The 12989-nt window shown below is 63.4% G+C and carries 14 protein-coding genes; 11 read left to right on the top strand and 3 right to left on the bottom strand.

Going from position 1 to position 12989, the window contains the following annotated elements; genetic code table 11:
* The first annotated feature begins 23 nt into the window (after window positions 1–23).
* The 4 genes from rho to thiE are packed head-to-tail and all read left to right on the top strand — an operon-like array spanning window position 24 to window position 3302.
* Window positions 24–1283 (top strand): transcription termination factor Rho, encoded by a 1260-nt coding sequence (gene rho, locus Q7S20_05155; protein ID MDO8501207.1) that lies wholly within the window; start codon window positions 24–26, stop codon window positions 1281–1283.
* On the top strand, window positions 1280–1708 hold the full coding sequence (gene ruvX, locus Q7S20_05160) for a Holliday junction resolvase RuvX (GenBank protein ID MDO8501208.1): 429 nt from the start codon (window positions 1280–1282) through the stop codon (window positions 1706–1708). Before rho ends, ruvX begins: the two co-directional genes overlap by 4 nt.
* Complete coding sequence (gene mltG / locus Q7S20_05165; GenBank protein MDO8501209.1) at window positions 1705–2670, top strand: endolytic transglycosylase MltG; 966 nt, start codon at window positions 1705–1707, stop codon at window positions 2668–2670. The genes ruvX and mltG overlap by 4 nt, the downstream gene beginning before the upstream one ends.
* Window positions 2667–3302, top strand: coding sequence for a thiamine phosphate synthase (thiE, locus tag Q7S20_05170; protein MDO8501210.1), 636 nt, complete (start codon window positions 2667–2669; stop codon window positions 3300–3302). The genes mltG and thiE overlap by 4 nt, the downstream gene beginning before the upstream one ends.
* Here thiE and Q7S20_05175 read toward each other — a convergent pair.
* Entirely contained in the window at window positions 3299–4075 is a 777-nt protein-coding gene (locus Q7S20_05175; GenBank protein MDO8501211.1) for an HD domain-containing phosphohydrolase, read from the bottom strand. The genes thiE and Q7S20_05175 overlap by 4 nt on opposite strands.
* A gap of 77 nt (window positions 4076–4152) precedes the next feature.
* Between Q7S20_05175 and Q7S20_05180 the strand changes: the two genes are divergently transcribed.
* The gene (locus Q7S20_05180; protein ID MDO8501212.1) at window positions 4153–5319 is read left to right on the top strand and encodes a class I SAM-dependent rRNA methyltransferase; all 1167 of its coding nucleotides are present in this window, start codon (window positions 4153–4155) and stop codon (window positions 5317–5319) included.
* Between the two features lie 14 nt (window positions 5320–5333).
* On the opposite strand, the gene mutM is transcribed toward Q7S20_05180, so the two are convergent.
* A complete protein-coding gene (gene mutM, locus Q7S20_05185; protein MDO8501213.1) occupies window positions 5334–6119 on the bottom strand; it encodes a bifunctional DNA-formamidopyrimidine glycosylase/DNA-(apurinic or apyrimidinic site) lyase in 786 nt (261 codons plus the stop codon).
* 100 nt (window positions 6120–6219) lie between these two features.
* On the opposite strand from mutM, the gene Q7S20_05190 reads away from it, so the two are divergent.
* The 3 genes from Q7S20_05190 to Q7S20_05200 all read left to right on the top strand — a co-directional run bounded on the left by Q7S20_05190 (window position 6220) and on the right by Q7S20_05200 (window position 9515).
* On the top strand, window positions 6220–7002 hold the full coding sequence (locus tag Q7S20_05190; protein ID MDO8501214.1) for a hypothetical protein: 783 nt from the start codon (window positions 6220–6222) through the stop codon (window positions 7000–7002).
* A gap of 486 nt (window positions 7003–7488) precedes the next feature.
* The gene (locus Q7S20_05195) at window positions 7489–8535 is read left to right on the top strand and encodes a hypothetical protein (GenBank protein ID MDO8501215.1); all 1047 of its coding nucleotides are present in this window, start codon (window positions 7489–7491) and stop codon (window positions 8533–8535) included.
* A complete protein-coding gene (locus Q7S20_05200) occupies window positions 8532–9515 on the top strand; it encodes an ATP-grasp domain-containing protein (protein MDO8501216.1) in 984 nt (327 codons plus the stop codon). The genes Q7S20_05195 and Q7S20_05200 overlap by 4 nt, the downstream gene beginning before the upstream one ends.
* Window positions 9516–9616: 101 nt before the next feature.
* On the opposite strand, the gene Q7S20_05205 is transcribed toward Q7S20_05200, so the two are convergent.
* Window positions 9617–9742, bottom strand: coding sequence for a hypothetical protein (locus Q7S20_05205; protein MDO8501217.1), 126 nt, complete (start codon window positions 9740–9742; stop codon window positions 9617–9619).
* Window positions 9743–10016: 274 nt separating this feature from the next.
* Here Q7S20_05205 and tdh point away from each other — a divergent pair, with 274 nt between their 5' ends.
* The 3 genes from tdh (at window position 10017) to Q7S20_05220 (ending at window position 12984) form a co-directional block, all read left to right on the top strand.
* Window positions 10017–11042 (top strand): L-threonine 3-dehydrogenase, encoded by a 1026-nt coding sequence (gene tdh, locus Q7S20_05210; protein ID MDO8501218.1) that lies wholly within the window; start codon window positions 10017–10019, stop codon window positions 11040–11042.
* Between the two features lie 10 nt (window positions 11043–11052).
* Window positions 11053–12258 (top strand): glycine C-acetyltransferase, encoded by a 1206-nt coding sequence (locus Q7S20_05215; GenBank protein MDO8501219.1) that lies wholly within the window; start codon window positions 11053–11055, stop codon window positions 12256–12258.
* A gap of 72 nt (window positions 12259–12330) precedes the next feature.
* Window positions 12331–12984, top strand: coding sequence for a hypothetical protein (locus Q7S20_05220; GenBank protein ID MDO8501220.1), 654 nt, complete (start codon window positions 12331–12333; stop codon window positions 12982–12984).
* Window positions 12985–12989 lie beyond the last annotated feature (5 nt).

Raw genomic sequence — 12989 nt, forward strand, 5'->3', positions numbered from 1 at the left:
TCGTTCCGCATCGCGCGTTCATCGTGGACATCGCAGAGCTAAAGCGCAAAACAGTGACTGAGCTTCAGGACATGGCCGAGGGATTGAAGATCCCCGACACGGCCGTTGCCGCGAAGCCCGAGCTGATCTTCAGGATCGAGCAGAACCTGCTCGACTCCGACATCGCGCTGCATGGCGAAGGAGTGCTGGAGATCCTCCCCGAAGGTTACGGTTTCCTGCGCAGTCAGGACTACAGCTATCTCGCCGGACCCGACGACATCTACGTCTCGCCATCGCAGATCAAGCGGTTCGGCCTTCTCACCGGCGACCTGGTGCGCGGACAGGTTCGGCCGCCCAAGGCGTGGGAGCGGTATCTCGCGCTGCTCAAGATCGAGAGCGTGAGCGGCGAGGACCCGGAAGCGATCAAGACCCGCATTCCATTCGACAGTCTCCGCCCGCGCTATCCGGACACGCGGCTGCGCCTCGAGTCAAAGGACGGCGATTTATCCATGCGGGTCGTGGATATCTTCGCGCCGATCGGCAAGGGACAGCGTGGCCTGATCGTCTCGCCACCGCGCGCCGGCAAGACGATCCTCCTCGAGAAGATCGCCAACTCGATCGCCGAGAATCATCCGGAAGTCACGACGATCATACTGCTGATAGACGAGCGGCCGGAAGAAGTGACGGAGATGATCAGGAGCGCGACGCGCGCGGAAGTGATCAGCTCGACGTTTGACGAAGGCGCGGCGCGGCACGTCCTTGTCGCCGACATGGTTCTGGAGAAGGCAAAGCGGCTCGTCGAGAGTGGAAAGGACGTCGTCATTCTGCTCGATTCGCTCACCCGGTTCGCTCGCGCACACAACACCGTGGCACCGCAGTCGGGCAAGATCCTGTCGGGAGGCGTGGACGCAGCGGGCCTTCACTTGCCGAAGCGATTCTTCGGCAGCGCGCGGAAGATTGACGGAGGCGGCTCGCTCACGATCATCGCCACCGCGCTCACCGAGACGGGCTCGCGAATGGACGACGTGATCTTCGAGGAGTTCAAGGGGACGGGCAACATGGAGCTCGTGCTCGACAGGAAGATCGCCGACCGACGCGTTTTTCCGGCGATTGACATACTCAAGTCCGGAACGAGAAAGGAAGAGCTGCTTCTCTCGCAGGCGGAGATCAACCGGGTTTTCCTGCTGCGACAATTCCTTGCCGACATGCCGGAAGCGGAAGCAGTGGAGTTTCTTCTCCGGCAGATGAAAAAGTCGAAGAACAACACCGAGTTCTTCCAGCAGATGGCGCAGGGCGGAGCGTGAATCCGGCGCTGGCCCGTTTTCTCTCGGTGGATTACGGCGAGAAACGCGTCGGACTGGCAATCAGCGACGATCTCGGAATGATCGCTTCGCCCGCCGGGTTCATCGGGCGGCGGGCGGGCAAGCGCGCTCCCATCGCCGAGATCATCCGCCGTGCCAACGCACTCGAGGCGCGCGGATTCGTGGTCGGGCTCCCGCTTGACGGCGAGGGGAATGAGACGCCATGGACAGCCGAAGTGCGAAGGGTCGGCGCGGAACTGGAGAAACGTACCGGGCTGCCTGTCCGATTCGTGGACGAGAGATACACCACCGCGGCCTCGCTCCGCACGATTCGGGAGATGGACGGATCCACGCGCGGCCGGAAGGGCGACGTTGACTCGATGGCCGCCGCCATTATTCTGCAGCGCGTGCTCAACGTCACGACGTGATCCACCGCATCGTACCCGGTGCACTCGCGCTTGCATTGCTCGCGTGTGTTCCCACCCCGCATGGCGCACCCATCCGTGTGATCGTGCCGAAGGGAGCGAGCTTCGCGACCGCCACGGATTCGCTGCATCGCGCGGGTCTCGTCGGGCCGTCGTTCTTCTTCCGGCTGTACGCGCGCGTAAAGCAGGCCGACCGCAACATCAAGCCGGGGACATATCTGCTGAAGCGTGGAACACCGTGGCCGGACATCGTCGGGGCGCTGAATGGCGGGCACGGGCTCGTGAACACGATCACGATTCCCGAGGGGTTCGGGCTCATTCAGATCGTGCCTCTGCTGGCTTCGACGCTGCACGTCCCCATGGATTCCGTGAACGCCGCGGTCAGAGACACGCTCGTGCTTGCGCGCGTCGGCGCACCGGGGAAGACTCTCGAGGGATATCTCTTCCCCGACACGTATGCCTTCCCCGTCGGCACCACCGCGAGGGTGGCGGTGCTGGAAGTTGTTAAGCGGTTCGAGAGGGAGTGGAAGCCCGAGTGGACCACGCGTCTCGCGCAGCTGTCGCTCACGCGGGACCAGGTCGTGACGGTCGCTTCGATCGTCGAAAGAGAGGCGAAGAAGGAGGAAGAGCGCCCGGTCATCGCCGGTGTGTACATGAACCGCCTCCGCGCGAACATGTTGCTGCAGGCGGACCCAACAGTGCAGTATGCGCTCGGCAGGCACACACCGCGACTGCTGAACAAGGATCTCGAAGTGGACTCGCCGTACAACACGTACAAGTATCCGGGTCTTCCGCCGGGTCCCATCGCGTCGCCCGGTGGACCGAGTCTCGTCGCGGCTCTGTTTCCGGCGAACGTTCCATATCTGTATTTCGTCGCGGCGCCCGATGGCCACCACGAATTCCGGAAAACGCTCGCAGAACATGAGGCGGCGGTGAAAGCCGTGCGGGGCGCGGCGGGCAGATGATGGATCCGCGCATCGTTCGCCTGATTGCGATCACCGACAACGTTCGCGATGGACAGAACGGCCTCATCACGCGCGCCGCTGCCGCAGTGCGCGGCGGAGCAACATGCATTCAGCTCCGTCTCAAGGATGTCGCACCCCGTGATCTCGTCGGCCTCGCGCGCGAACTGGTGAAGTCCGTGGGCGCGCCGGTAATCATCAACGACCGCGCCGACGTCGCGATCGCCGCCGGGGCAGCCGGTGTGCACCTCGGCGCCGACGATGTTCCCGTTCGCGCCGTGCGCGCGTTCGCTCCGCCCGGTTTCATCGTCGGAGCGTCCGTGGGATGCGACAAAGAGGTGCCGAACGCGGTGGGCGCGGATTATGTGGGGATCGGACCGGTATTCGGCACCGGCTCGAAGAGCGATGCGGGCAAGACGATTGGAGTTGAGGAGTTCGCGCGGCTTGCGGCGCTGGTGGGTTTGCCCGCTGTCGCAATCGGCGGTGTAGATGCGGCGAATGCGCGGCTCGTGATGGATGCGGGCGCCGCGGGGGTGGCGGCGATTGCTGCGGTCTTCGGGGTCAGCGATCCGATGCTTGCCGCACAGGAGCTGATCACGGTGATCGGGGGCTGTGATACTGAGATTGGCGGCTAGCGGCGCGCCGGACCTGCGCTCCGCCACCGGAAATTGATATCAGGTGCGTTCCCCGAGCGCCGACCGGCACGGCGCTTGCCGCCGGCCTTTCGCGGTGCATGAGACTTTCGCATGGACTCCTCGACCGCCTCCACCACCGGCGGGCTGAGGAACAGGTCCACGAGGTCGGGATCGAATTGTTTGCCCCGTCCCGCGCCGATTATCTCGAGTCCCATGCTGCGCGAGAGCGCGCGGCTGTACGGCCGGGCATGCGTCACAGCATCGAACGTGTCGGCGATGGCGACGACTCGTGCCGCGAGCGGGATTCTGCAGCCGCGCAGTCCGCGGGGATATCCGTTGCCATCCCACCGCTCGTGGTGCGCCAGCACGCCCTCCGGCAGATCCGGATAGAATCCCGCCAGGGGAGCGAGCACCTCGGCGCCGCGACGTGGATGAGTCATCACCGCCTTCCTCTCCTTCGGCGTCAGCGCCGTCGTCTCGTCGACGATGTCCGACAGCGCGCCGTCAATCTTGCCGATATCGTGGAACAGCGCGACGCGCTCGATACTGTTCTGCTCGCGCTCATCGAGATCGGCGGCGTCGGCGAGGATCAGCGCATAATCCGCGACTCTGCGCACGTGGGCACCGGTAACCGCGTTATTGGCGTCTATCGCGTCAAGCAATGTCTCGAGCGCGGCGGCGCCGAGCCGCTCGACCCGGTTGAGGGCGCGGCGCTCGCGGGCATAGAGAGCGCCGGCAGCGGCGCCCACCAGAAAAGGAGCGTAACGGAGCATGTGGACCAATGAGGCAAGAAGCGTACGTGATCCGGATGACTCCCGGAACCCCGGCTCGGCGCGGTTAGATTCACTTCATGCGAAACGCGGCGAGGGTCACGACGAAAGGGCTGCGTCGATGGGAATCGGGCCACCCGTGGATCTACCGCAGCGACGTGGCAGAGCGTCCGGATTCCGACGCGGGCGTCGTACTGGTGAGAGACAGCAGGAACAGGCCGCTTGGCTGGGCACTATGGAGCCCGCGCTCGGAGATCTCGCTCCGATTCATCGAATCCAATACCGACATCGAGATAACGGGCGAGTGGTGGCGCGACCGCATCGAGCGCGCCGCGAGCAGACGCGTGGGGCTCGACACCGTGACCAACGCATATCGCGTCGTGCATGGCGAAGCCGATGGCCTGCCGTCGCTGGTGGTAGACCGGTACGACCGATGGGCGGTGGTGCAGCTGATGAGCGCCGGGCTCGAGGCGTTCAGGGCGGAAATCGTGGATGCAATTCTTCACGTCACGCGCGTGGACGGCATACTCGCCCGCAACGATGCTGCGCTGAGGGGAAAGGAAGGGCTTGCGCGAGAGACGGTTCTCCTGCACGGCGACGTTCCGCGCGAGATCGAAGTGGACGAATACGGTGTGCGATACGCGGCCGCGCCGTGGACGGGGCAGAAGACGGGCGCATTCCTCGACCAGAGAGAGAACCGGCGTCTCGCCGGAGAAGTCGCGCGCGGAATGGCGCTTGACTGCTTCAGCTACCACGGATCGTTCGCTCTGCATCTTGCCCGCAACGCCGACCACGTGACCGCGCTCGATTCATCGAGCCAGGCAATCGAGCGCGCGAAGCAGAATGCGGCACTCAACGGAATCGAGAACATAGACTTCGTGGAGACCGACGCCTTCGATTTCCTGAAGGAGAAGGAAGACGACGACGCGCGGTTCGATACGATCGTCCTCGACCCGCCGGCGTTCGCCAAGACGCGGAGCTCGATCCCCGCCGCGCTCCGTGGCTACAAGGACATCAACATGCGCGCGATGCGACTGCTCTCGTCAGGTGGAATGCTGTTCACCGCGAGCTGCAGCTTTCACATCGGCAAGGCGCTCTTCCTCGAGATGCTCGAATCCGCGGCGGCCGACAGCGGGCGCAGGATCGCGCTGCGGGAGATGCGCGGCCAGCCATCGGACCATCCGGAGGTGCTGACGATCCCGGAGACCGGCTACATCAAGGGCGCGCTGCTTCAGGCACTCGACTGACAGCAGGTCCGGCGTCACGATCGCTGGCACTTCGGACAGTAGCAGGTTGACCGCCCAGCCTGCGGAATGCGCCTGATCTTCGTGCCGCATCTGGAGCAGGCCTCGTCTTCGCGGTCGTAAACCTGGAAGCGGCCGCGATTTTCGGTGTCGGTGTAACGGCCTGGCGGCCGCTGCTCAGGGCGAAGCACTGAATGAATCGCCTCGGCGAGCCGTTCGAGACGCGCGGGACTGATTGTGTTCGCGACAGCACGCGGACTGATCCGCGCGCGCCACAGCGCTTCGGCGGCGTAGATGTTCCCGAGACCCGCAATCACCTTCTGATCCATCAGCGTTGGCTTGATGGGACCGCGCCGCGAGGCCAGCGCTCGCCGCAGATGCGCCCCGTCGAGTGACGGATCGTTCGCCTCCGCGCCGAGCGGCGGCAGAGGATTCTGGCCCTTCGGATGCAGCGACAATGCCGAGAGCGCGCGGCTGTCGTGGAGCTCGACTCGAGTTCCATCGGTCAGATCGATCGCCGCGCGGGTGAATCTGTCGAGCGGCTCATCGGACCGGCTCAGCAGCCAGTCGCCATTCATCCTGAAGTGCGCGTGAAGGATCGAGCCGTTCGCGAGATGAATGAGCTGATGCTTTCCCCGGCGCTCGACTCGTACGATGCGCTGCTGACGCAATCGTCGCGCGGTCGCGTCGGAGAACTGTCGCTTGAGCGCGGGATGCAGCGCGATCGCCTTCGCGATTGTCTTGCCTTCGACGGCTGTTCGCAGTCGCTGCATCGCTTCTTCGACTTCAGGTAGCTCGGGCATTTCCCTCTGATTGCAGTTGAAGAAAACTCTTGCGCGGAGCGCGTGTTTCTCTAGCTTCCTCGCACGCGTCCGGAGCACGTATCACCTCCGTCCCGAACTGATGGACCAATCGGCACCACGATCGCTCAAGCACGAATACGATCTGTTCGTGGAAAACGAGATCGAGGCTTACAAGGACTCTGTCTCGCGCACGGCACTCCTCAAAATTGGCGATGAAGCCGTCGCGTCGCTGGAATCACAGCCGCAGTTCGCGATGAACGAGCTGCTGCTGTGCGACGAAGTGGACCGCATTATTCGCAAGCGTCGCCGGATTCCGACCTACGCCACGTGGCGCAAGAAGGAGCTCAGGCGGCTCAAGGAGCAGGAAGAGTTCCGCCGCCCTGAGCGGTGGGGAGTTCGAGCCGACAGCGCGCTCGCGCGTGAGGTTCATCTTCCGGCCGAGTCGCGCGTCCTCGTCGCCGGGCCGGCCGCTGCCAACACCGCCCTTTACCTCGCCGCGCAGGGTTGCTCAGTCACGGCGATTGACTCCGCGGACACTGCGGCGGAAGTCTCGTTGAAGCCCGAAGAGGCGGCCATGCTCTCCGGCCGGGTGGACACTCTACCCGTTGGCCTGAAGGAGTGGGCGCCGGATCAACTCCTCAACGCTGTCGTTTGCACCCCCGCTGCGTTTGCCGGGCTGACCGCGGCCGAGCGTTCGCGCGTAATCGAGGTTCTTCAAAGCGCCACCCGTGATGGCGGAGTGCATCTGGTTGATACCATCATCGCCAGCCAGACCGAGCCCTCGCTCTCGGAGCTGCGCCGGAGCTACAAGGGCTGGACGATCTCGGTCCTCGACGACGGCAATACCTCCCGAAGCTTCGTCGCCCGCAAGGCAGTCGCCTGAGCCGCGTGTCGTTTTAACACAGGTTGTCCACTTTCTGTGTGTCGAATTACGACAGAAAGGGACCACCTGCCCGCCCCGTTGGATCATAAAGCATGAAATATCAACGACTTGGAATATCCGACACTTCTGGCACCAGGAGTGCCTTTGGGAGGTGTGCCGAGCGTATGCTTCGGCTCGCAACCTGTGAGAGGAACATGAAGAAAGTTCGTGAAGTCCCCGAGTCGGAGGAGCCTCTCGGGATCATCATATCGCGCGGGGACCGGACAGAGGAGCGTCCGATCATCGCGGAGTATATCTGGGGACCGGCGCCGGAGCCGGTCGCTGACGCAGCAACAAAGGTGGCTTGCCTGCGGCTACCCGTTACCCGTTACCCGTTACCCGTTACCCGAAGCTGATCCCTCCCTTCTCTTCTATATAGTAGAATAGGCAATAGTAGAATAGGCAGAGCGACCCCAAAGCCCGACCAACTCCCGGACGGTACGGGCCTTGCCCCTTCCCCGCGATGTGGAAGAGTCATTCGCCGATTGGGAAGGCGAGCGCCAGAGCCTCATGGGGCGAAAGATCTCCGAGCTCGGACTGTCCATCAGCGGCAGCCGGGTCGAGCGGATGGTAGATCAGCTCTATGACGAGCTCGAGTCGCGAGGTCTCAGATTCCGGCCTCCGGTATACCTCAGCGACCAATGGGGCTGCCCCGACGGCACTCCTCTCATCGGCGTTCCCTTCTATCTCGCCGACCCGCGTCTCGAGCGCATCGAGGACGATTTCGCCGAAGGGATCGAATCGGACCAGGAGTCCATGCGATTCCTCAGGCATGAAGCCGGTCACGCATTCAATTACGCGTACCGTCTCTACGACCGGTCCGACTGGCGGAAGACGTTCGGCCCATACTCCCGTCGTTACCGCGAGCGCTACCGCGCCGATCCGTTCTCTCACGATTACGTCCGCCACATACTCGGCTGGTACGCGCAAAAGCATCCCGACGAGGATTTCGCCGAATCGTTCGCGGTGTGGCTGACTCCGGATCTCGACTGGCGCAAAGCGTACGCTGGTTGGCCCGCGCTCGCCAAGCTCGAGTACGTGGATCGCGTGATGAGTGAAGTCGCCGGCGAGAGCCCGGAGATTCCGGTGCCCACCGAGGACGACCTTCCGGTGGATGCGATGCGATACTCGCTCGAGGATCACTACCGCCATTCAACCGTCGCGATCCCGATCTCCGACTCGGCCATCTTCGACGGCGATCTGAAGAATATTTTCGCAGCCGCTGAGGAATCACGCGACGGACAGCGGGCGCCGGACTTTCTCTTGGCGCACCGGCGCGAGATAGTGGGACGCATCGCGTACTGGACGGGCGAGAGCGCGTCGGCGGTTCGCCAGTTCGTGGATTTCCTCCGCACGCGCGCGGCCCTGCTTGACCTTCGGGTGCGTGGTTTCGAGGCATCCACGCTCATCGAGCTCACGGCGTTTGGCACCGCCGTGATGATGAACTACCGCCACACGAGCTCCGTCTCCAGGCGACACAAGGGAAGCCGATGAACGTCGTGCTGCTGCATACGAAGGATGCTCTCGAGCCGCCAGTGGACCCGGTGCTCGAACAACTGGAGGAAGCGCTGCGGGCCGGTGGACACGAATGCCGGCGATTGTCGGTGGACGACAAGGTCGAGCCGCTGGTGGCGGCACTCACGAGCGACCGGCCCGATCTCGTATTCAACATCGCCGAGTCTTTCGCGGGAAAAAGCGCGCTCGAGTCGAACGTTGCGGCGCTGCTCAATCTTCTCGACCTGCGGTACACTGGATCGAGCCCGGCGGGATTGATCATGGCGGGCGACAAGACACTCACCAAGAAGGTTCTCACTTTTCATGGCATTCTCACTGCACGGTTCGCCACCGTTTTCCGCGGTGCGGTGGATTGGGCGGGTGACATCAGCTTTCCGCTGATCCTCAAGCCGCCGCAGGAGGACGCGTCGCTCGGCATCACGCAGAAGTCCATCGTCAACGACGTACAGGAGCTGCTCAAGACGATCAGCTCGCTTCAGGAGGAATACAAGGGCCCGGTGCTGGCCGAAGAGTTCATTGACGGGCGCGAGTTCTACGTGGGCTTGCTCGGGAACAGCGATGTGAAAGCGCTGCCGATCATGGAGCTCGATTTCTCGGGTTATCCGAAAGGACGGCCGAAGATCGCGAGCTGGGAGGCCAAGTGGGGCGATGACGGCGACGAGAAGGGAGCGGAGTTCGAAGGGACCAGGGCGGTCTTTCCGACGGACCTCAGCGCGGATCTCGCGGAGCGGATACAGAAGGTCGCGGTGGGCTCATTCCAGGCGCTGCGGCTCCGCGATTATGCCCGCGTGGACCTGCGCGTGAACGACAAGGAAGAGATCTACGTGATAGAGGTGAATCCCAACTGCTATCTGGAGCAGCACGCGGAGTTTACCACCGCGGCAGCAAAGGATGAAATGGAGTTTCCGGCTCTGATCCATCGGATAGTGGAGCTGGCGAGCGCGCGCTACTCCCGGTGACGACGCCGTGTCGGTGCTGGTGACAGGCGACAAAAAAGCCGGCTCACGGGCCGGCTTTCTTGCAATTCAGTGCTGCCAGTCACTACACTGGCAGACTGCTACTAGCGGCGCTTCTTCGCTGCTTTTTTCTTGGCGCCGCCCTTCTTCGCGGCCTTCTTCGCGCCGCCCTTCTTCGCGGCCTTGCGACCGCCCTTCTTGGCTGCCTTGCGTGCTTTCTTTGCTGCCATTTGACTCTCCGTGTGGAGTTAAACTCTCGCCGCGCCCCCGGTGGAACCGGCGATTCTGCAAAGCGTCCGGACCGGCACGCCTGGTTATGAAAGCACAATGCATGCAATGCTTTCGTAACCTTGCGCGAATATAGAAGCAACCGAAATTGTGCGCAATGAGTTTTTGCAAATGCGTTCTCTTCCATCCTTCCCGCATCGGTGTCAGCTTACGAGCGCGTTCACGCGCCGAACGGTCGCAGCTGACGCGCCACAATAACCTGGAGCATCGGTTTCAGTGAAAGCACTGGTGAAGGAATCCGCGGGGCCCGGCTTCGTGATGCGCGACGTGCCCGAGCCGCGAATAAGAGACGATGAAGTTCTAATTCGCGTTCGCCGCGCCGGAGTGTGCGGCACCGACGTGCACATCTACGACTGGGACGACTGGGCGAAGGGACGCTGCAAGCCGCCGTTCGTCGTCGGACACGAATTCGCTGGAGACGTAGTCGCGGTGGGACGTCTCGTGACCGACGTGAACGAGGGCGACCGCGTGACCGCCGAGGGCCACATCGTGGATGGCCGCTGTCTTCTGTGCCGCACGGGCAACGCTCACGTATGCCCGCACACGAAGATCATCGGCGTGGATCGCGACGGCTGCTTCGCCGAGTACATCGCGATGCCCGCCACAAACGTATGGCACCTCGATGACGCCATCAGTTACGACATCGGCGGCATCCACGATCCCATGGGCAACGCGTTCCACACTGCACTGACCGCGGATATCCCAGGCGCAACGGTGCTCATCACCGGATGTGGCCCGATCGGCATTTTCGCGGTGGGAATCTGCCGCGCGGCCGGCGCGTCCCGCGTGATAGCTTCCGACGTAAACCCGAAGCGGCTCGAGCTGGCGAAGGCGATGGGCGCGCACGATGTCGTCACGCCGCAACAGGCGGAGGCGGTGGTGAAGGCCCACACCGACGGGCTTGGCGTTGATGTCGTGCTCGAGATGTCCGGCGCGCCCGCGGCGATACATCAGGCGCTTGCGCTGGTGCGCGTCGGCGGCCGGGTGCAGATGCTCGGAATACCGTCGAAGCCGATCGAGCTGGACCTGCCGAAGGAAGTGATCTTCAAAGGCATCACTATCTACGGAGTGGTCGGTCGCCGCATGTACGACACATGGCATCAGATGACCCGCTTCCTGCGCGCCGGCGAGTTCGACCCGGCACCGGTGATCACGCACCGGTTCCCGATGTCCGAGGCAGACGCCGCCATCCAGGCGATCAAGTCGGGCGACGCGGGCAAGGTCATCTTCGAAATCGCATAAGGGGAAAGTCGTGGCACTGAACAGAAGATTCGACGACGAGCTGAAGGCGGGCATCGGGCAGCTCAAGACCGACCGCGTGTACAAGCGCCTCAACTATCTCGATTCGCCGCAGTCCGCCCGCGTGAAGATGGAAGGACACGGAGAAGTCCTCATCTTCTCGTCGAACAATTATCTGGGTCTCTGTGACGAGCCGTCGGTGATACGGGCGGGGGTCGAAGGACTCGAGCGTTACGGCGCCGGCACTGGAAGCGTGCGCTTCATCTGCGGGACGTTCACGATTCACCGCGAACTGGAGAGTGCGATCGCCGCTCTCGTCGGCACCGAGGCGTCGCTTTCATACGTCTCGGCGTGGAACGCCAACGAAGGCCTTACCGCGTCAATTGTCGAGCAGGGTGACTTCGTCGTCTCCGACGCGCTGAACCACGCGTCCATCATTGACTCGCTCCGTCTCGCCAAGGCCATCACCAGGTGCACGACGGGAGTCTATGCGCACTCGGACATGGCCGACCTCACCGCAAAGCTGGAGAGCGCGCGCGACGCCAGGCGGCGAGTCGTATGGACCGACGGCGTGTTCTCGATGGAGGGGAGCATTGCGAACCTTCCGGATATTCTGGAGATCGCGCGCAAGCACGACGCGATCGTGGTGATGGACGACTCGCACGCGACGGGCGTGCTTGGCAAGCACGGGCGCGGCACGGCCGAGCATTACGGAGTGGTGGGCGAGGTGGATGTGATCACGTCAACGCTTGGCAAGGCGTTGGGCGGAGCTGCCGGTGGATTCGTGGCGGGACCGGCGTCGCTCTGCGACATGCTGACGCAAAGGTCGCGACCACAATTGTTTTCCAATGCGCTCCCGCCGACCGTCGCGGCAAGTGCGCTCGCGTCCATCGAGTTCCTGAACGCGCACCCCCAGCGCGTAAGGAAACTCAGGGAGAACACCAACTACTTCCGCGAGCAGATCACGGAAGCGGGGTTCAAACCTCTGCCCGGGGAGACCCCGATCATTCCCATAATCGTCGGAGAGACGGCCACCGCCATCCGCATGAGTGACATGTTGCTGGAGGAAGGCGTCTTTGTTACGGGATTCGGGTTTCCGGTGGTCCCGCACGGCCAGGCGCGCGTCCGTTGCCAGCTGAGTGCGGCCCATTCGAGCGACGACATTGACGAGGCGATTGCCGCGTTCAGGAGCGTCGGAGGGAAGCTCGGAATAATCTGAGAATCGTGTGACTCTCCCCGGTCGCACCAACGGCCGGCGGAGTCAAGATTCGCCGGCAGGGGCATCGTTAGAATGCGAAAGACGAGACTGTTCACTGCCGGCCTTCTGTGCGCGGCGCTCGTTCCGGCGACCGCATCCGCTCAGCGAGCTCGCGAGTTCGAAGATTCCTGGTTCTGGGGCGTGAAGGGCGGCGTCTCCACATTCTCGCCGGCATTCGGCGGGAATGAGACAGCGGCGACCTACGGCGCGGAATGGCTCATCACGCGCACGCACGGCGCGCTGTACGTGTCGCTCGACGAGTCGAACCTGTCGGCGCGCTCGGGGGTGTTCGATCCGTCCGCCGACGGAAGCTTCCGCGAGGTGCAGGTGGACAAGCTGCGCCGCATCGGCTTCGCGGCTCTCGCGTTCCCGAAGAGATTCGGAATCGTGCGCCCGTACGCCGGACTCGGCCTTACGATCAACGTCGTCGGCGACGCTGTGCCGCTTGCGACCGCCAGCGAGCAGAGCATTGACGACGCCGTGTACGATCGTATTGACCAGCGCCGCAGCCAGTCCGCATTCCTCGGAATGGCAGGGGCGCAGGCGCAGTTCCACCGCGCTGCCGTCTTCGTACAGGCATCGGTGGTGCCGAGCAACTCACGCTTCCTGCTCAACAACAGCTCGCTCGGATTCTTCGAAGCCGGCGTGCGCTACAACTTCAGCGGGGCCCGCGAAGGAATCCGTTGATCGTC

Source organism: Gemmatimonadaceae bacterium (assembly GCA_030647905.1).
GTDB lineage: Bacteria > Gemmatimonadota > Gemmatimonadetes > Gemmatimonadales > Gemmatimonadaceae > UBA4720.